Below are 18,935 nucleotides of genomic sequence, written 5' to 3'. Positions count from 1 at the left end.
CGGACAATGGACAACGCCAGATCACGGACAACGGACCATGCCCAAACCAATGCCCAGACACTTGCGCTACACCGCTACGGCCGGCGCCTTTCTGGTAAGCCTCGCGCTTGCCGCTCCCGCCACCGCGAATCCCGCCGTCGATGCCGCCGATGCCTTCCTGAAATGGGCCAAGGACAACGGCGCCAGCATCGCCGAATACGGCAGCGTCACCGAGACCGGCACCAGCGATGCCACCGTGCGCGATGCCCGGTTTGGCTGGGATCTCGCCTTCTCGATCGCCGGCGTCGACATCGACGTCGATATCCGCATCAACAGCCCCGAGACCCGGCTGATCGGCGTCACCAGGACTGATAAAGGCTACCGGCTCGACAAGTACGAGCAGCCCGGCCTGCACGAGTTCCGTGTTGCCGGCGGGATGACCCAGGACGGCGTGCGCAGCGCCTTCGACGTCACCGTGAACCAGTACGATCTGGTGGCGGAAAACTACCTCCAGGTTCCGTTCGAAGCGCCGGAAGACGCCGGAAAGCCGGTTTCGCGCTTCCTGCCGGCCATCCTTGCCGGCCTCGACACCAGCGTCGAGCGCATGTTCGTGCGCCGCATGGAAACCCTGTCGAAGATGCCTGACGGCGCCGCCGGCAAGGAAACCTACGAGGGCATGACCATCACCGGTCTCGCCAACGGCCGCATCGAGGAGCAACGGGTCGAGAAGACCGTCTCGGAAACGGAAATAGTGCTGGAGCCGGGCGCCACCGGCGAGCGCACGATGCTCCGCCAGGAGGTTGGGCTGCAGGTCGTCACCGGCACCGACATCAAGCCGATCCTGCGGCTGGTCGGCATGTTGCCGGCCGCGCGCCTGACCGGCGACGAGGTCATCGCCGGCGCCAGCGTCGACGGGGTGAGCTTCTCCTTTGACGACAACGTGGTCGGCATCGGCCGCATTGCGATGGCGGGCTTGCGGGTTGCGCCTGACGCTCCGGCTTTCGATCTCGCCACTCTCGGCGACCAGGTGGCGCTCGGCACGCTGCCCGACGACGAGCCCTCCCTTGCCGCGCTCGGTGGACAGGGCCTCGACGCGATCGGGGCAATCTCGCTGGACAGTTTCGATCTCTCCGCGCTCGCCATCACATCGCCCATCGCCAACGGTGCCATTGGCGCGATCCAGGCGCGGGACGCCTCCTATCGCGGCTTTGCGGACTTCACCGTCAGCGAGCTTTCGGTGACGGCGGCGGAGAACAACACCTCGGTCGATTCCCGGCTGTTGCGGATGAGCGAGCTGCGCCTGCCGCCGCTGTCGCGCTATGTCGACGTCTTCCTCTCCTCCGCCGACAAGGAGCCCGATCTGGCGCAGATCCTGTCGATCATCCCGACGCTGGGACTTCTGCAGATCGAGGGCCTCAAGGTGGCGTCGAACGAGCTTCCCGCCCCCGTCTCGGTGGAAAGCTATCGCCTTGCCATGAGCGACTTCATCGCTCCGATCCCGACCCGGATCGAGGCTGTGACGAAAAACGCCTCCTTCCCCATATCGCTGATCGATGAGGAGGACGCCCGCGCGCTGTTCGAAGCGCTGGACCTTGACGCGGTGAACTACTCCGACGAGAGCCGGATGGCCTGGAATCCGGACACCCAGACGCTCAGCATCGATCCGCTGTCCTTCACCATCGATGGGGGCGGCTCTCTGGAACTGCGGATGGAGATCGGCGGCATTCCGCGCCTCGCCTTCGAGAACCCCGAGCAGGCGCAGATGGTCCTTGCGACCGCCATGGTCAACAAGGCCCGCCTTGTCGTGCGCGATGCCCGGCTGATCTCGGCCTTCATCGCTCAGCAGGCGGAACCGGCCGGCCTGTCGCCGGAAACCCTGGCGCTCGGCCTCGCCGATCAGGCCGCCAACGAGATGGGGCCGCTGAAGGACACGCCCTTCGGCCAGAGCCTGCACGCCGCGCTGAAGAGCTTCCTGGTGTCGCCGGACGAACTGGTCATCACGGTCGAGCCTGCCTCGCCGGTGCCGGCCATGCAGATCATGGGCGTGCTGGCAACTGCGCCGGACACGCTGCCACAGCTCCTCAACGCGATGGTGGTGGCCAATTCCGGCCGCTGATCGCCTCGTACAGGACCGGATCGAAACGAAAACCCCGCCGCAGGGCCCTGCGGCGGGGGTTTCTTGTGGGTCATTGGCAGCCCGGCGGAGAGAGGCCACCGGCCCGGCGTATCACTGCGCCGCGCCGGCGGCGGCGCCAGTGTCGGAAAACTGCAGGTCGCACAACCTCTTGTAGAGCCCTCCGCGCGCAAAGAGCTCACGGTGGGTGCCGCTTTCGATGGCGCGCCCCCGCTCCATGACGATGATCTGGTCCGCCTCGCGCACGGTCGACAGGCGGTGAGCGATGACCAGTGTCGTGCGGCCGCGCATCAGGTTGGCGAGCGCCGCCTGGATCTTGGCCTCGCTCTCGGAATCGAGTGCCGACGTCGCCTCGTCCAGCAGCAGCAGAGGCGCGTCGCGCAGGATGGCCCGGGCAATGGCGATACGCTGGCGCTGGCCGCCGGACAACCTGCCGCCGCCCTCGCCCACCCGCGTGTCGTAGCCCTCGTCCAGTTCCAGGATGAAGTCATGCGCATTCGCCTCGCGCGCCGCCTGCACGATCTCCTCCTCGCTCGCATCCGGGCGGCCAATGGCAATGTTGTCGCGCACCGACATGTCGAACAGGAACGTGTCCTGCGAGACCAGCGCGATGGAGGTGCGCAGATCAGGGATCGCGATCTCGCGGATGTCCTGCCCGCCGATGGTCACGCGGCCCGCAACCGGCTCGTAGAACCGCTCCAGCAGGGAGAAAACGGTGGACTTGCCCGCCCCCGACGGGCCGACCAGCGCGGTCACCTCGCCGGCACGGGCGGTGAAGTCGAGACCCGTCAGCGCCGGCGCCTCGCCATACTGAAAGACCACGGTCTCGAAGCGCACGTCGCCCGGCCGGAACGGCACCCCCGCCGCACGCGGCTCCTCCTCCTCCTCCGCCGAAGCGCGGTCCAACACCTCATACATCAGCCGCACGCCGACCATATGCGCCGAGAGATTGACATGAAGGCGGGCGAGCCGGCGGGCGGGATCATAAGCCAGCAGCAAGGCGGTGATGAAGGCGAAGAAGGCGCCGGGGTCACTGCCGCGCTCGATGACGGCATAGCCGCCATAGAGGATCACCAGCGCGATGGCGACGCCGCCGAGCGTCTCCATGACCGGCGAGGTGCGGGCCGACAGGCGGGTCATCTTGTCGGCGCGCAAGCGCACGTCCTCGACGGCCGCATCCATGTCGCGGCGCAGCCGCTGCTCCACCGCGAAGGCCTTGACGACGCGGATGCCGGAAATGGTCTCCTGGGCGATCGACAGGATGCGGGTCAGCGAGACGAATTGCGACTTCGCCACCCGGCGTACGCGCCGCACCAGACCGGCGATGATGATGATCGCCGGGGGCATGATCACCAGCGCAATCAGGCTCATCAAGGGATCCTGGGCGATCATCACCGCGACCAGCGCGATGACGGTCAGCAGGTCCCGGCCGAGCGCCGTAACGATGAGATCGAGCGCCACGCGGGCGGCGGTTGCGTTATGCGACAGCCGGGTGCCGAGATCGCCGATGCCGGAGCGCTCGAAAAAGGCCACGTCCTGGCGGGTGATCGCCTCGAACAGGCGCGACTGGGTGCGGGCGACGATGGCGTTGCCGATCTCGCCGAGAACCACCAACTGGCCATAGGTCGAAACACCCTTCACCGCGAAGATGAACATCACGAAGCCGGCGATGACCATCACCATGGTGGCATCGCGCTCCAGGAAAACCTCGTTGATGACGTCCTTCATGATCCAGGCGCTCGCCGCCGTGCTGGCGGCGACAAGCCCCATGAAGACAAAGGCCAGGATATAGCGCCACACGTAGTCCCGGGCGTTTTCCAGGACCAGCCGCCGGACCAGGAAGGGCGTGCCTTCCGGGTCGGCGAACAGGTGGGACCAGAAGCGTTTCAATGCGTCGGCCTTGTTGTTGCTGCCCCGCCGGCGGCCCGTGTCGCCGGCCTTCCGCCCTGCCCTTGGCGGCTGACGTCGAACGTCAGCCCTTCTCGGGCAGATTGAGCCGGATATGCAGCTCGCGCAACTGCTTCGGATAGACGCCGGACGGCGCGCCCATCAGCAGGTCCTGCGCCTGCTGGTTCATCGGGAACAGGCTGACATCGCGCACGTTCTTCGCCCCGACCAGCAGCATGACGATGCGGTCGACGCCGGCCGCCATGCCGCCATGCGGCGGCGCGCCGTACTGGAACGCGCGGTAGAGGCCGCCGAAGCGCTCCTCCACATCGCTCTTCGACAGGCCCACCTTCTCGAACGCCTTGACCATCAGCTCCGGCGACTGGTTGCGGATCGAGCCGGAGGCGATCTCGTAGCCGTTGCACACGAGGTCGTACTGGAACGCCTTGATGTCGAGCGGATCCATGGTCTCCAGCGCCTCCAGGCCGCCCTGCGGCATGGAGAACGGATTGTGCGCGAACTCGACCTTCTTCTCTTCCTCGTCCCATTCGAAGAACGGGAAGTCGACGATCCAGGCGAGCGCGAAGCGGTCGCGGTCGACGAGATCGAGTTCTTCGCCGACGCGGGTGCGCGCCTTGCCGGCGAAGTCGGAGAACTTCTTCGGGTCGCCCGCGACGAAGAAGGCTGCATCGCCCGCTTTCAGGCCGAGCTGGGTGCGGATCGCCTCGGTGCGCTCCTCACCGATGTTCTTGGCGAGCGGACCGGCCCCCTCGAGAGCCCCGCCCTCCTCGCGCCAGAAGATATAGCCGAGGCCCGGCTGGCCCTCGCCCTGCGCCCAGGAGTTCATCCGGTCGCAGAAGGCGCGGCTGCCGCCGGTCGGGGCCGGGATCGCCCACACGGCGTTCTTCGGGTCCTCCAGCATGCGCGCGAAGATCTTGAAGCCGGAGCCGGCGAAATGGGCACCGACATCCTGCATCTCGATCGGATTGCGCAGGTCCGGCTTGTCGCTGCCATACTTGGTGATGGCGTCGGCATAGGGGATGCGCGGGAAAGTCCCGGTGACCGGCTTGCCCTTCGCGAACTCCTCGAAGACGCCGCGCATGATCGGCTCCATCGTGGAGAACACGTCCTCCTGCTCGACGAAGCTCATCTCCAGGTCGAGCTGGTAGAACTCGCCCGGCAGGCGGTCGGCGCGCGGGTCTTCGTCGCGGAAGCACGGCGCGATCTGGAAGTAGCGGTCGAAGCCGGAGACCATCAGCAACTGCTTGAACTGCTGCGGCGCCTGCGGCAGCGCGTAGAACTTGCCCGGATGCAACCGCGAAGGCACCAGGAAGTCGCGCGCGCCCTCCGGCGAGGACGCGGTGAGGATCGGCGTCTGGAATTCGGTGAAGCCCGCCGCCCCCATCCGCTGGCGCATCGAGCCGATGATGCGCGTGCGCGTCATGATGTTCTCGTGCAGCGTCTCGCGGCGCAGGTCGAGGAAACGGTAGGTCAGGCGGATGTCTTCGGGATAGTCCGGCTCGTTGAACACCGGCAGCGGCAGCTCGCGCGCCGCGCCCAGCACTTCCAGCTCGCGGATGAAGATCTCGATGGCACCGGTCGGCAACGCCGTGTTCACCGTCTCGGGCGTGCGCGACTTCACCTCGCCGTCAATGCGGATGCACCACTCGGCGCGCACCGTCTCGGCAAGCTTGAAGGCCGGCGAATCGGGGTCGACCACGCATTGCGTCATGCCGTAGTGATCGCGCAGGTCGATGAACAGCAGGCCGCCGTGATCGCGCACACGGTGCACCCAGCCCGACAGGCGCGCCGTGGCGCCGACATGGGTTTCGCGCAGTTCCCCGCACGTGTGACTGCGATAGCGATGCATGTGGTCCTCGATGGCCCGAAGTTTGAAAAAGTGGCGGCTGACAAGGCGACGCGGCTGCCGGCCGGCGCGGTGACGCGCCCGTGCACAAGCCACGGGATGGCGATAAAGTCAAGGCAGCGCGCCGGTTGGCGGCTGCCGGCGACCTGGCGAACGAACCGGCGACAACAAGGCGGTTTCGTGGCGACAAGCGGGCAAGCATCCGCTATATCTCGCGATCACCATGCAGATCATTACAAGCACCAAACAACTGGCCGACGTATGTCGGCGCCTCGCGCAACACGATTTCGTTGCGGTCGACACCGAGTTCCTTCGCGAAACGACCTTCTGGCCGAAGCTCTGCGTCATCCAGATGGCAAGCCCGGAGGACGCGGTGATCGTCGACGCGCTCGCCGACGGTCTCGACTTGGCACCGTTCTTCGAGCTGATGCGCGACGAAAGCATCGTCAAGGTGTTCCATGCCGCGAGGCAGGACATCGAGATCGTCTATCACCTGGGCGGCTTCATCCCGCACCCGGTGTTCGACACCCAGGTCGCGGCGATGGTCTGCGGCTTCGGCGATTCGATTTCCTACGACCAGTTGGTCCATCGCATCACCGCGGTTCGGATCGACAAGTCGTCGCGCTTCACCGACTGGTCGCGCCGGCCGCTCAGCGACAAGCAGCTCGACTATGCGCTGGCCGACGTCACCCATCTGCGCGAGGTCTACCATTTCCTCAAGGCGAACCTCGCCGAACAGGGGCGCAGCCACTGGGTCGGCGACGAGATGGAAATCCTGACCTCAGAGAACACCTATCGCACCGATCCGGAGAATGCGTGGAAGCGGCTGAAGCTGCGGGTGCGCAAGCCGATCGAGTTCGCGGTGCTGCAGGAAGTCGCCGCCTGGCGCGAGCGCGAGGCGCATGAGCGCGACGTGCCGCGCAACCGCATCCTCAAGGACGATGCGATCTACGAGATCGCCGCCCAGCAGCCGACCAACACCCAGGCGCTGGCTGCTCTGCGCACCATTCCGCGCGGCTTCGAGCGCTCGCGCACGGCCGACGACATCCTGGCGGCCGTCAAGCGGGCGATGGCGATCCCCAAGGACAAGCTTCCGGCCGTTCCCAAGGGCCGGGCCGCGCCCGACGGATCGGCGGCCGCCGTCGACCTGCTCAAGGTCCTGCTGAAGCTGGTCAGCGAAGCCCATGGCGTCGCCGCCAAGGTGATCGCCACCATGGAGGATCTGGAGAAGATCGCCGCCAGCGACGATGCCGATGTCGATGCCCTCAAGGGCTGGCGCCTGGAACTGTTCGGCGAGGCGGCCTTGAAGCTGAAGCGCGGCGAGATCGCCCTTGCCTTCAACGGCAAGCGCATCGTCGCCGTCGAACAGGACGAGGCCGTGCAGGCGCCGCCCAAGGCGGAAGGCTCCAAGCGCCGCCGTAACCGCCAGAAAGCCGCGGCGGACGCCGCCGAGTAGACGCGAACATCGCGAACCGTTGGCCGGGCGCCCTGCCCGGCCAACGCCCGCCGACAGTCCTTTCAGAAACTCTTTCGAAAGCCGCTTCGGCCGTGCGTCACGGCTCCAGATCGACCCGCGCCCGCAGGCCCAGGAGACGGGCGAACTGGAGGAGGCGCTTGTTGAGGCGCTCTCCCTCGAGCGCCGTGAGTTCGCCGCGCAGCGTCAGCACCACTTCGCCATTGTCGACGGTGACCGGCACTTGCGGCAGGATGCCGGCAACCGAGGCGCTGAGCACGGACGCCACCCGCAAGGCGCCGCCGAGAATGCGGGCGCGGTCCTTGAGCCGCGTATGGGCAAGCTCGCGGATGCGGGGCCCGAGCGCATCCTCAACCAGCCCCTGGTGCCGATAGAACACCGACAACGCCAGATAGGCGCGGCCCGCGTGATCGATGCCGACGAAGCCGGCATTGGAGATGATGTTGAGGCTCTGTTCGCCGCGATAGTCGGGATGGGCGCGCCAGCCGATATCGGACAGCAGGCAGCCGGCCGCCCTGAGGCGCCGCTCGTATTCGGTCTCGTCGATGCCGACGGCCGGAAACAGGCGGTCGGTCCACTCGACCAGTTCCTCGCCATAGGCGGGCGAGCGGGAGCGCAGCTCCGACAGTTCGCGCGCCGCCTCGACCAGCGGGTCCTGCCGGCGCAGATCCTCCGGCAACAGGTCGAACAGCAGCCCCTCGCGCAGGCCGAGCGCCGACATCACCACCTTCGAGGCCTTGGAGCGCCGCAGGACCTTTTCCATCACCGCCGCGCCGAAGGGCAACAGCGGACGGCGGGCCCGCGAGACCACCTCGATCATGTCGAGGCTCTCCGGATCGCGCCGGGTGACGAGCTGGCAGAACTCGATCGCCTCCTCCGCGGGAATGGCATAGTCGTGCATCACATGCAACGGATAGCCGTCCTGATGCAGGTGCAGCCGGGCGAGCGAGCGCCAGGTGCCGCCGACCGCATAGAAGGGCTTGCCTGCGCCGATGGGCAGCCATTCGACATCGGCGAGCGCCTGTTCGGCGATCTTCTGCGCCTTGGCGATCTTTCCGTCCGCGTCTTCCTGCAGGCGGATGCCGCCAAGCGGCAGGGTCTGACCGCGTCCGATCTCGTCCTGCTTGATCTCCACCAGTTCGAGGCTGCCGCCTCCCAGGTCGCCGACGATGCCATCGGGCCGCCAGATGCCGGAGATAACGCCATAGGCGGCAAGCCGCGCCTCGTCTCGTCCCGACAACAGGCGCACGGGCGTGCGACAGATCTGCTCGACGGCGACCAGAAACTCCTCGCCGTTTGCGGCATCGCGCGTCGCGGCCGTGGCCAGGATGTGCAGATCGACGACGCCGATCTGGTCGCACAGCCGGCGGAACCGCACCAGCGCCCGCCGGGCCTGCTCCGTCGCCTCGGCCGACAGTCGTCCGGTGGCGCCGACGCCGCGACCCAGCCCCGCCAGCACCTTCTCGTTGAACAGCACCGTCGGGGTGCGTGCGTGCCTTTCGTAGACGACGAGGCGGATCGAGTTCGATCCGATATCGATGACGGCGATCGGTCCGCTGCCGTTCAGACGGCCGCGGACCAGTGCATGCTTTAGGCTGTCAGCCACGCTTCCTCGGCTCCGCGAAGGGTTTCGGACTGTGGCTGCGCAGCGACTTGCCACGGCCGGAGAGCGACGGATTCGTCATGAAATACTGGTGGGCGTTGAAGGGTTTCTCGCCCTTGCCGAGATGCACGCGTTCGTGCCCCCCATCGGGCAGCAGCCGCCAGCTCTGCTGGTTGTCCTTCAGATTGGCGACCATGATCTGATCGAGCACCTGTTCGTGCACCGTCGGTGTGAGAAGCGGCGTCAGCGTCTCCACCCGCCGGTCGATATTGCGCGGCATCAGGTCCGCCGAGCCGATATAGACGACCGCATCCGGCGAGGGAAGCCCATGACCGTTGCCGAAGCAGAAGATGCGGCTGTGCTCCAGGAACCGGCCGACGATCGACTTCGCGCGAATGTTCTCAGACAGGCCAGGAATGCCGGGACGCAGGCAGCAGATGCCGCGGATCACCAGGTCGATCCGCACGCCTGCCTGGCTCGCCTTGTAGAGCGCGTCGATGATGCCGGGGTCGACCAGCGAGTTCATCTTCATCCAGATCTGCGCCGGACGCCCGGCGGCCGCATGCTCCGCCTCGTTCGCGATCAGCCGGAGGATGCCGTCGCGCAGCGTCACCGGCGACACCATCATGTGTTCCAGCTCCACCGGCTCGGCATAACCGGTGATGAAGTTGAAGATCTTGGCGACCTCCCGCCCGATGCGCGGATCGGCGGTAAAATAGGACAGGTCGGTATAGATGCGCGCGGTGATCGGGTGATAGTTGCCGGTGCCGAGATGGCAGTAGGTGCGCAGCTCGCCATGCTCGCGGCGGACCACCATGGAGAGCTTGGAATGGGTCTTCAGCTCCAGGAAGCCGAAGACCACCTGCACGCCGGCCCGCTCCAGATCGCGGGCCCAGCGGATATTGGCCTCCTCGTCGAAGCGCGCTTTCAACTCGACCAGCGCGGTGACCGATTTGCCGGCCTCCGCCGCCTCGACCAGGGCTTTGACGATCGGCGAGTTGCTGGACGTGCGGTAGAGCGTCTGCTTGATCGCCACCACATCCGGGTCCTGTGCGGCCTGTCGCAGGAATTGCACCACCACATCGAAGGACTCGTAAGGGTGATGGACGATGATGTCCTTCTGCTGGATCGCCGCGAAACAATCGCCGCCATGCTCGCGGATACGCTCGGGAAAGCGTGGCGAGAACGGCTCGAACTTGAGATCGTCGCGGTCAATGGAAACGAGCTGCGACAGGTTGTTGAGCGCCAGCAGCCCATCGACCATGAAGACCTCGTCGCCGGTCGCGCCAAGCGCCTCGGCGACGAAGTCGCGCAGTGACTGCGGCGTCGTCTCCTCGATCTCCAGACGGATCACCGACCCCCTGCGACGGCGCTTCAGCGCGCTCTCGAACAGGCGCACGAGATCTTCCGCCTCCTCCTCGATTTCCAGGTCGGAATCGCGGATCACCCGGAACGCCCCCTTGCCGCGAATATGATAGCCGGGGAACAGGCGGGTGATGAACAGGCCGAGCGCATTCTCGATGGTGATGTAGCGATCGCCATGTTCGTGGTCCGAACTCGGCAGACGCACGAAACGGTCGAGCTGGGCGGGAATGCGCAGCAAGGCGGTCATGCCGCGTCCGCCCTTTTCCGGCGCCAGTTCCAGCACCAGCGAAAAGCCGAGATTGGCGATAAACGGGAAGGGATGCGCCGGATCGATTGCCAGCGGCGTCAGCACCGGGAAGATATGCGCGAGGAAATAGTCCTCCAGCCACTGCAGATCCCGCGGGCTGAGATCCGGCCCGTCGACGATGGCGATGCGTTCGGCGGCCAGCAGCCTGTGCATCTCGCGCCACACGCTCTGCTGCTCGATCTGCAGCGACAGCACCGCGGCAGAGATCCGCTCCAACTGTTCGCCCGGCGTCAGGCCATCGATCGAGCGGGTGGCGACCCCCTCGCGCTGCTGGGCGCGCAGGCCGGCGACGCGCACCATGAAGAACTCGTCGAGATTGTTCGCCGAGATCGACAGAAAGCGCAGCCGCTCCAGCAGCGGATGGGAGGTGTTCTCCGCTTCCTCCAGCACCCGGCGGTTGAACTGCAGCCAGGAGACCTCACGGTTGATGAACCGGCTCGGATGATCGGCCAGCGCCTCGGCCGCGTCCGACACGGGTTGTGCCGGCCGCGCCTGCGCCGGAGATGCGTCCGGATCCTTCGGGTTCACGCTGGTCTCGTTCATGCCTGCCTCCTGCGGACCGGATCGCGCCGGTCACCTGTCATCGCTGTCGTCGGCGACCATAGCGGATTGATTTGACGGATTTGCATCACCCGGCAAACAGTGTCAGCCAACAGGGTCCCGCTCCGCCAGCACCGCCGCCGCGAGCGGCCGCGTGATCCGCCGCCCCGCCGACAGCGATGCCCTGTCGAGCCGGTCGACCAGCGCCTGCGCCGCCGCCACCGAGCGCTCCATGCGCACCGCGAGGAAGTCTATCACGGCCGGATCGATGTCGATCTGGCGATCGGCGAACAGCTTGACCAGCACCCGCCGCAACAGGTCGTCATCCGGCTCCTGGATCTCCACCGGCGTCGCGGCGCGCAGGCGGGAGGCAAGATCGGGCAGCCGCAGCCCCCAGGATTGCGGCCAACTCCGCGAGGTCACCAGCAGGCTGCCGCCCTTGTCGCGAAGGGCGTTGAAGAGATGGAACAGCGCCGTCTCGTCGAAGCCCGCATGCGCATCCTCCAGCGCCACGGCGCCGCTACGGGCAAGCTCCTCGACCTGCTCGCGGCGCAGCTCCGAGGCCGGCAGGATCGCCGCTCCGCTAGCCGCCTGCCAGACATGGGCGAGATGGGTCTTGCCCGACCCCACCGGGCCGGCGAGAAGCGCGGCCTGCGACGGCCAGTCGGGCCAGCCGTCGATCAGAGCGAACGCAGCCCGGTTGGAGGCTCCGAGCAGGAAATCGTCGCGCCCGAAGGCCGCCTCATGCGGCAGGATCAGCGGCAATTGCGTGCCGCCGCGCAGCCTGTCAGCCATTGCCCCCCTCCACGTGCTCCGGCGCAGCGGACACTTCTCCGGGATCGCCCGGTACGCCGCTGGCCATCAGCGTACCCTCTCCGGTGAACAGCGTGCTCGCCATGTACTGGGACAGCGCGAAGCGGGTCAGCACACCGATCATCGCTGCCGCCGGCACCGCGATCAGCATGCCGACGAAGCCGAACAAGTAGCCGAAGGCGAACAGCGCGAACATCAGCCAGACAGGATGCAGGCCGACATTGTTGCCCACCAGCTTCGGCTGCAGGATGTTGCCTTCCAGGAACTGGCCGACAGCGAAGATCGCCAGCACCACCGCGACCATCGGCCAGTCCGGCCAGAACTGCACCAGCGCAACGCCGAGGGAAACGACCAGGCCGAGCGTTGCCCCGACATAGGGAATGAAGCTGACGAGACCGGCGCCGATGCCGATCAGCAGGCCGAAATTCAGCCCGACCGCCGCCAGCCCCACTGCGTAGAACGCTCCGAGCAGAAAGCAGACACTGACCTGGCCGCGCACGAAGCCGGCGACCGCGCGGTCCATCTCGCGCGCCAGGCGGCGCACCGTGTCCTGATGCTGACGCGGCAGCCAGCCATCGATCCGCGCCACCATCCGGTCCCAGTCGAGCAGCAGGTAGAAGGCGACGACCGGCGTGACGACGAAGAGCGAGATCACCGACAGCAGGGCCTGTCCGCCGTTCCACACCGACTTCAGCAATCCGCCGATCCAGCCGGCTCCCTCGCCCAGCAGGCTGCCGACATTCGCCTTCAGATCCTGCCCGCCGATGCCCAGCAACTCGAAGACACGGCTGCCGAACCCGGTGGTGATCAACTCCTGCAAGGAACTGACCAGACCAGGAAAGGCCTGCAGGAAGGAGGCAAGCTGGTTGCCGAGCACCGGCAGCAGCAGCAGCAGGACCACCACGAAGGCGAGCACGAAAACCACCAGGATGACGATGGTCGCCCCCAGACGCGGCAGGCCGACGGCCTCCAGCCGGTCGGCCACGGGATCCAGCAGATAGGCGAGAGCCATGCCAGCGACGAAGGGCAGCAGGATCGGGCTGAACAGATAGACGAAGGCCGCGAACAGCGCGAAGGACGCCAGCCAGAAATAGATTTGCCGCTTGAGCGTCACGAGAACCCGTCTCCTGCCTGACCGTCGGGCCATTCCACCGCGTTCCCAGCAGATAGGCAGCCGCGCCGCGGAGCGTCAAGCAGGCCCTCGGCAGAGCTCCGCCATTTTCCCGGTTCACCACAGGCCGAACATCCCGCCGTGAAGCCGTCAGCCAGTCCCCTGCCTCGATGGCTGGACGCCTGTGCAAACAGGGCCCGGTTTTGCTTGCATTCCGGCGCTTCTGTGTTTGTATGCGCGCCCTGTACGGGTTTCGGAGACGTGAGAAGCATGAGCGAGGCGACCCCCTCCCCCAAGAACGGCCTGAGCTATGCCGACGCGGGCGTCGACATCGACGCGGGCAACGCCCTCGTGCGGCGGATCAAGCCCTTCGTGAAGGCGACCGCCCGTCCCGGCGCCGACAGCGAGATCGGCGGGGTCGGCGGCCTGTTCGACCTCAAGGCCGCCGGCTTCAGCGATCCGATCCTCGTCGCCGCCAATGACGGCGTCGGCACCAAGCTCAAGATCGCCATCGACAGCGGCGCCCATGCGACCGTCGGCATCGATCTCGTCGCCATGTGCGTCAACGATCTCGTCGTGCAGGGCGCCGAACCGCTGTTCTTCCTCGATTATTACGCCTGCGGCGCGCTTGACGTCGAGGTCGCCACCGACGTGGTGAAAGGCATCGCCGAGGGCTGCCGCATCTCCGGCTGCGCGCTGATCGGCGGCGAGACCGCGGAAATGCCGGGCATGTACGGCAAGGGTGACTATGATCTTGCCGGCTTCGCCGTCGGCGCGGCCGAGCGCGGCGCCCTGCTGCCGCGCGGCGATATTGCGGACGGCGACGTGCTGCTCGCCCTCGCCTCCTCCGGCGTGCATTCCAACGGCTTCTCTCTGGTGCGCAAGATCGTCGAACAGTCCGGCCTCGACTGGACCGCTGCCGCCCCCTTCGCGCCCGGCGCGACCCTCGGCGAAGCGCTGATGACGCCGACCCGTATCTATGTGAAGCCGCTGCTGGCGGCGCTGAAGGCCGGCGCCGGCATCAAGGCACTTGCCCATATCACCGGCGGCGGCCTGCCGGAAAACCTGCCGCGCGTGCTGCCGGATCACCTGGGCGCCCGCATCGACCTGTCCGCCATCTCCGTTCCGCCTGTCTTCGGCTGGCTGGCCAAGGCCGGCGGCGTCGCCCAGTCGGAGATGCTGCGCACCTTCAACTGCGGCGTCGGCATGGTCGTCGCCGTTTCGGCCGAGACCGCTGACGAGGCGATCGCGATCCTGACCGCCGAAGGCGAGACAGTGAGCCGCATCGGCACGCTTGGCCCACGCACGGGTGACGAGGCCGTGGTCTTCGACGGAGCCTTGATGCTTTGACCTCTGCCCCGTCCACCTCCGGTCGCAAGCGCACGGCGATCCTCGTCTCGGGGCGCGGATCCAACATGACGGCCCTGCTGTCGGCGGCGGCCGATCCGGCCTATCCGGCCGATATTGTCGCGGTGATCGCCAACGTCCCCGACGCGCCAGCCCTCGACAAGGCGCGCGCGGCCGGCATCGAGGCCCTCGCCGTCAGCCATCGCGGCCAGGGCGGGCGGCAGGCCTTCGAGGAAAAGCTCGACGCCGAACTACGCAACCGCAACGTCGACCTCGTCTGCCTCGCCGGCTTCATGCGCATCCTGACGCCCTGGTTCGTGGAGCGCTGGCACGACCGCCTGCTCAACATTCACCCGGCGCTGCTGCCGGCCTTCAAGGGCCTCGACACCCACGCAAGGGCGCTGGCGGAAGGCTGCCGCCTGCACGGGGCGACGGTGCATTTCGTCCGCCCTGAGATGGATGCCGGGCCGATCATCGCGCAAGGCGCGGTGGCCGTGCTCGACGAGGACACGCCGGCAACGCTCGGCGCGCGGGTGCTCGAGGTTGAACACCGCATCTACCCGCAAGCGCTTGCCCTTGTTGCGGCCGATGCCTTCGAGATCGACGGAATGCGGGTGCGGCTGAAATCCGGCGCTGATGCGGCCCAGGCGCCGCTCATCGCGCCGAAGGGCTGAACCCAAATCCTCCGCCGACTCAGCCGGCGGCGCGGCATCCTACGGCGTCTTCGTTCGCCGCCGCTGCGTCTCTGGCTCTCGCTTCCTCCATACGGTGTCTTCGCCACTCCGCGTAGAGCCGCTTGCGGCCGCGCGGCGGGCGCGCCTCCAGCACCGTCATTTCCAGCATTCGGTCGGTGCGGAAGTTGCGATAGTCCTGCCGCAGCTCGCACCAGGCGGCCAGCACCCGAGCATGCTCGAAAAAGGCCAGCACGATCGGCCAGACCACGCGGCGCTCGGGCGGACGCTCCGGAACCTGATAGAGGATCTCGACCTTCCGCTCCAGTCTCAGCGCCTCCCGCAGCCGCGCCAGCTCGATCCGGTCGCCCGGCAGCTCGCAGGGCGGCGGCGCATAGAGCGGTGCGTCCAGGAAGCCGTCGCGCAGGCCGTCCGGCAGAACCGTCGCGATCTTCGCGACGGCATCGCGCGCGGTGCGCCGGATCGCTGCATCGCCGCGCCCCTCCACCATGCGCAGGCCGAGCATGACAATCTCCAGTTCCTCCGCCGTGAACATCAGCGGCGGCAGGTCATAGCCTTCCTCCAGCACGTAGCCGACACCGGCCTCGCCAACCACCGGCACGCCGGACGCCTGCAGCGCGGCGATGTCGCGATAAAGGGTGCGGAGCGAGACTTCGAGCTCGGCGGAGATGGCCGCGCCGCTGACCGGCCTGCGGTACCGGCGCAGGATCTGGAGCACCTGCAGCAACCTGTCGGCACGACGCATCGCTTCTCCTTCCGCGAACACACTGCCAAACGATGCTGACAGTATGCTGTCAGGAGGAGCCGCCTACAAGACTCGGACCAGACGCAACCCCAGGAGATGCCGCCATGCTCGTTCTCGTCAACTTCCCGCCCGCCCCCGACATTCGCAGCCTTTCTCCCTTCTGCTACAAGGCGGAGGCGCTGCTCGCACTGGCCGGCTGCGACTTTCGCATGGAGCCGACCACCGATCTCGCCGCCCTGCCCCATGGCAAGGTGCCGGTGCTGAAGGATGGCAGCCTCGTCATTCCCGACAGTTCATTGATCCAGCGTCACCTCGAGCGCCATTACGGCCTCGCCATCGACGAAACGCTGACTGGCGTCGAACTGGCCATGGCCGAAGCGTTCCGTCGTATGGTCGAGGAACACCTGCGCTGGACCATGGTCCATGCCCGATGGATCGATCCTGCCGGCGAGAAGATGATCCTTTCCACCGCCCTTGCCCGGGTCCCGGAAGAAATGCGGCGGGACGTTCTGAACGCCAGCCGGGAGAACATCAGCCGGACGCTGCATGCGCACGGCCTCGGCCGGCACACGCCGGACGAGATCTACGCCTTCGGCCGCGCGGATCTTGACGCCATTGCCACCTTTCTGGACGACAAGCCCTTCTTCATGGGCGACCAGCCGACCACGATCGATGCCAGCGTTGTCGGCGTCGTGCTCAACATCCTCGCGAGCGACATCGACACACCGCTGATGCGCCATGCAGCGGCGATCCCGACCTTGGCCGACTATGTGGTACGGTTCGAGCGCACGGTGTTCGGCCCGGCCGCGCGCATCCCCGTGACCTTGCGCGGCGAACGGGCAGCCTGAACCTACCTGCTTCCGGCCGAGAGAGGTGCGCGGTCAGTCCTTGCGCACCCACACGGCGATGTCGTGAAACGCCGCACCGCCATAGGGCGCCACGGCGTCGGCCCCCGTCAGCGTGTTGATGCCCCGGCGGTCCGGATAGGCCTCGTTCGGCCAGATCCCCTCCGCCACCACGACACCGGGCTTCAGCCCCTCGGTCAGGCGCGCGTGGAGGATCACCGCGCCGCGACGATTGCCGATGCGGATGCGGTCGCCGTCAGTGATCCCGTACCTTTCGGCATCCTGCGGCCCGATCATCAGCTCCGGTCGCCCTTCCTTGTCGCGCGAGGACGCGGTCTCGTTGAAGGTCGAGTTGAGGAAAGAGCGCGCCGGCGAGGTGGCGAGGCGGAAGGGATGCTCCTCGTCCGCCGCCTCGTTCACCGCCCAGTGGTCGGGCAAGGCCGGCATGTCGGCGAAGGGGCCCATCGGTCCGTCATTGGGCGCCGGCACCTTCGGCCAGTCGGGCTTGAAGCGGAACTTGCCGTCCGGCCACGCGAAGCCGTCGAGATAATGCGCGGTCCGGAAGTCCGGCTGGCAATCCACCCAGCGGTCGCGCTCGATCGCCTCCAGCGAGCCGAAGCCGGAGGCCTTCAGCATCCAGTCGATGTGCTCGCGCGCGCTCATGGCAAAGCCCTGATGCTCGGCCGCGCCGACCCTGCGGGCGATCTCGTTGAGCACGAAGAGGTTCTCCCGGGTCTCGCCCGGCCCCTCCGCAAGCTTCGGCCCCAGCAGCAGATACTGGTGGCCGCCGCCCTTGTAGATGTCGTCATGCTCGAGAAACTGCGTCGCCGGCAGCACCACGTCGGCCATCATCGCCGTCTCGGTCATGAACTGCTCATGCACGCAGACGAAGAGATCCTCGCGGGCAAAGCCCTGCTTCACCAGCTCCTGCTCGGGCGCCACCGACACCGGATTGGTGTTCTGGATCAGCATCGCTGTCACCGGCGGCCCATGCCGCAACGCTTCGGCATCGCCCGTCAGCACCCGGCCGATCTGGCTCTGGTCGAGTTGCCGCACCGCCGGATCGATCAGCGAATGGCCTTCGATCATCGACTTGTCGAGCGTATAGATCGCGCCGTTGTTATGGAACGCGCCGCCGCCCTCATACTGCCAGGCGCCGGTCACAGCCGCGATGCAGGAGGCCGCATGCATCGACACCGCGCCGTTGCGCTGACGGGTGAAGCCATAGCCGAGACGGAAGAAGGTGCGCTTCGTCTCGCCTACCATCCGGGCGAAGAGCTCGATCTCCTCCACCGAAAGGCCGGTGATCGCCGCCGCCCATTGAGGCGGGCGCTGCGCGACATGCGCCTCAAGCTCGTCCGGGCAGTCGGTGTAGCGGGCAAGGTAATCGCGGTCCGCATAGCCGTCGCGGAACAGCACATGCATCACCGCGCAGGCGAGCGCGGCGTCCGTGCCAGGCTTCAGCACAAGACCGAGATCCGCCTGTTTCACGGTCTGGGTCGGGTAGACGTCGATGGCAACGATCTTCGCCCCGCGCGTCTTTCGCGCGGTGATCGCATGGGTCATCACGTTGACCTGGGTGGAGACCGGGTTGGTGCCCCAGATCACCACCATGTCGGCGACCGCCATCTCGCGCGGATCGGGTCCGGCAAGCCGGCCCGTTCCGGCGATGTAGCCGGTCCAGGCCATGTTGGTACAGATCGTGTCGAACTGGCGAGAATAGCGCTTGGCATGACGCAGACGGTGGATCGAGTCCCGCTGCACCAGGCCCATCGTGCCGGCATAGTGGTAGGGCCACACGGCCTGGGGCCCATGCTCGGCTTCGGCCTTGAGGAAGGCGGCCGCGACCAGGTCCAGCGCCTCCTCCCACGACACCGGCTCGAAGCGGCCTTCCCCCTTCGCCCCGACGCGCTTCAACGGCCGCGTCAGCCGATCCGGATGGTAGAGCCGGTCGGAATACCGCGCGACCTTGGCGCAGATGACGCCGGCTGTATAAGCGTTGGCCCGTGCGCCCCGGAGCCGTCCGATCCGCCCGTCGGCGAAGAGTTCGACCTCCAGCGCGCAGGTGGACGGGCAGTCATGCGGACAGGCGGAGGCCTTCAGGATGGGGTCGGTGGCAACAGGAGCGTTCATGCGTCTCTCGCGGGCAGGGGGAACGGCGCCAAGGCTCACCCTGCCGCCGCCATCATGTCAAGGACCGGTCGCCGGACAAACGAAAGGGCCGGC

Annotated in this window: 13 protein-coding genes; 5 read left to right on the top strand and 8 right to left on the bottom strand. The window is 67.1% G+C overall.

Annotated elements, in window-relative coordinates:
- The first annotated feature begins 37 nt into the window (after positions 1–37).
- Positions 38–2,095: a hypothetical protein gene (locus TSB10P1A_RS18465; protein ID WP_186389405.1), complete on the top strand. Its 2,058-nt coding sequence runs from the start codon at positions 38–40 to the stop codon at positions 2,093–2,095.
- 111 nt (positions 2,096–2,206) lie between these two features.
- Here TSB10P1A_RS18465 and TSB10P1A_RS18460 read toward each other — a convergent pair whose 3' ends face one another.
- Positions 2,207–4,003, bottom strand: coding sequence for an ABC transporter ATP-binding protein (locus TSB10P1A_RS18460; RefSeq protein WP_186389404.1), 1,797 nt, complete (start codon positions 4,001–4,003; stop codon positions 2,207–2,209).
- Positions 4,004–4,085: 82 nt separating this feature from the next.
- Complete coding sequence (gene aspS / locus TSB10P1A_RS18455; RefSeq protein ID WP_186389403.1) at positions 4,086–5,870, bottom strand: aspartate--tRNA ligase; 1,785 nt, start codon at positions 5,868–5,870, stop codon at positions 4,086–4,088.
- Between the two features lie 220 nt (positions 5,871–6,090).
- Here aspS and rnd point away from each other — a divergent pair, with 220 nt between their 5' ends.
- Complete coding sequence (gene rnd, locus TSB10P1A_RS18450) at positions 6,091–7,323, top strand: ribonuclease D (protein WP_186389402.1); 1,233 nt, start codon at positions 6,091–6,093, stop codon at positions 7,321–7,323.
- A gap of 97 nt (positions 7,324–7,420) precedes the next feature.
- Here the strand turns inward: rnd and ppx are convergent, their stop codons facing one another.
- The 4 genes from ppx to TSB10P1A_RS18430 all read right to left on the bottom strand — a co-directional run bounded on the left by ppx (position 7,421) and on the right by TSB10P1A_RS18430 (position 13,083).
- Positions 7,421–8,947 (bottom strand): exopolyphosphatase, encoded by a 1,527-nt coding sequence (ppx, locus tag TSB10P1A_RS18445; RefSeq protein ID WP_186389401.1) that lies wholly within the window; start codon positions 8,945–8,947, stop codon positions 7,421–7,423.
- The gene (locus tag TSB10P1A_RS18440) at positions 8,940–11,159 is read right to left on the bottom strand and encodes an RNA degradosome polyphosphate kinase (RefSeq protein ID WP_186389400.1); all 2,220 of its coding nucleotides are present in this window, start codon (positions 11,157–11,159) and stop codon (positions 8,940–8,942) included. The genes ppx and TSB10P1A_RS18440 overlap by 8 nt, the downstream gene beginning before the upstream one ends.
- Before the next feature lie 102 nt (positions 11,160–11,261).
- On the bottom strand, positions 11,262–11,951 hold the full coding sequence (locus tag TSB10P1A_RS18435) for a DnaA ATPase domain-containing protein (protein WP_186389399.1): 690 nt from the start codon (positions 11,949–11,951) through the stop codon (positions 11,262–11,264).
- Positions 11,944–13,083, bottom strand: coding sequence for an AI-2E family transporter (locus TSB10P1A_RS18430; RefSeq protein ID WP_186389398.1), 1,140 nt, complete (start codon positions 13,081–13,083; stop codon positions 11,944–11,946). Before TSB10P1A_RS18430 ends, TSB10P1A_RS18435 begins: the two co-directional genes overlap by 8 nt.
- Positions 13,084–13,350: 267 nt before the next feature.
- Between TSB10P1A_RS18430 and purM the strand changes: the two genes are divergently transcribed.
- Together purM and purN are read left to right on the top strand one after the other, a co-directional pair.
- Entirely contained in the window at positions 13,351–14,430 is a 1,080-nt protein-coding gene (gene purM / locus TSB10P1A_RS18425; RefSeq protein WP_186389397.1) for a phosphoribosylformylglycinamidine cyclo-ligase, read from the top strand.
- Complete coding sequence (gene purN, locus TSB10P1A_RS18420; protein ID WP_186389396.1) at positions 14,427–15,101, top strand: phosphoribosylglycinamide formyltransferase; 675 nt, start codon at positions 14,427–14,429, stop codon at positions 15,099–15,101. Before purM ends, purN begins: the two co-directional genes overlap by 4 nt.
- A gap of 19 nt (positions 15,102–15,120) precedes the next feature.
- On the opposite strand, the gene TSB10P1A_RS18415 is transcribed toward purN, so the two are convergent.
- On the bottom strand, positions 15,121–15,864 hold the full coding sequence (locus TSB10P1A_RS18415; protein WP_186389395.1) for a YafY family protein: 744 nt from the start codon (positions 15,862–15,864) through the stop codon (positions 15,121–15,123).
- 104 nt (positions 15,865–15,968) lie between these two features.
- On the opposite strand from TSB10P1A_RS18415, the gene TSB10P1A_RS18410 reads away from it, so the two are divergent.
- Positions 15,969–16,712, top strand: a complete 744-nt coding sequence (locus TSB10P1A_RS18410) for a glutathione S-transferase family protein (protein ID WP_186389394.1) — start codon at positions 15,969–15,971, stop codon at positions 16,710–16,712.
- A gap of 33 nt (positions 16,713–16,745) precedes the next feature.
- On the opposite strand, the gene TSB10P1A_RS18405 is transcribed toward TSB10P1A_RS18410, so the two are convergent.
- On the bottom strand, positions 16,746–18,842 hold the full coding sequence (locus TSB10P1A_RS18405) for a molybdopterin-dependent oxidoreductase (RefSeq protein ID WP_186389393.1): 2,097 nt from the start codon (positions 18,840–18,842) through the stop codon (positions 16,746–16,748).
- Positions 18,843–18,935: the final 93 nt, after the last annotated feature.

It is taken from the genome of Stappia sp. TSB10P1A, assembly GCF_900185725.1.
In the GTDB taxonomy this organism is placed as follows: domain Bacteria; phylum Pseudomonadota; class Alphaproteobacteria; order Rhizobiales; family Stappiaceae; genus Stappia.
The sequence above is the reverse complement of the archived record's forward strand: the minus strand, read 5'-3'. Positions and strand labels throughout refer to the sequence as shown.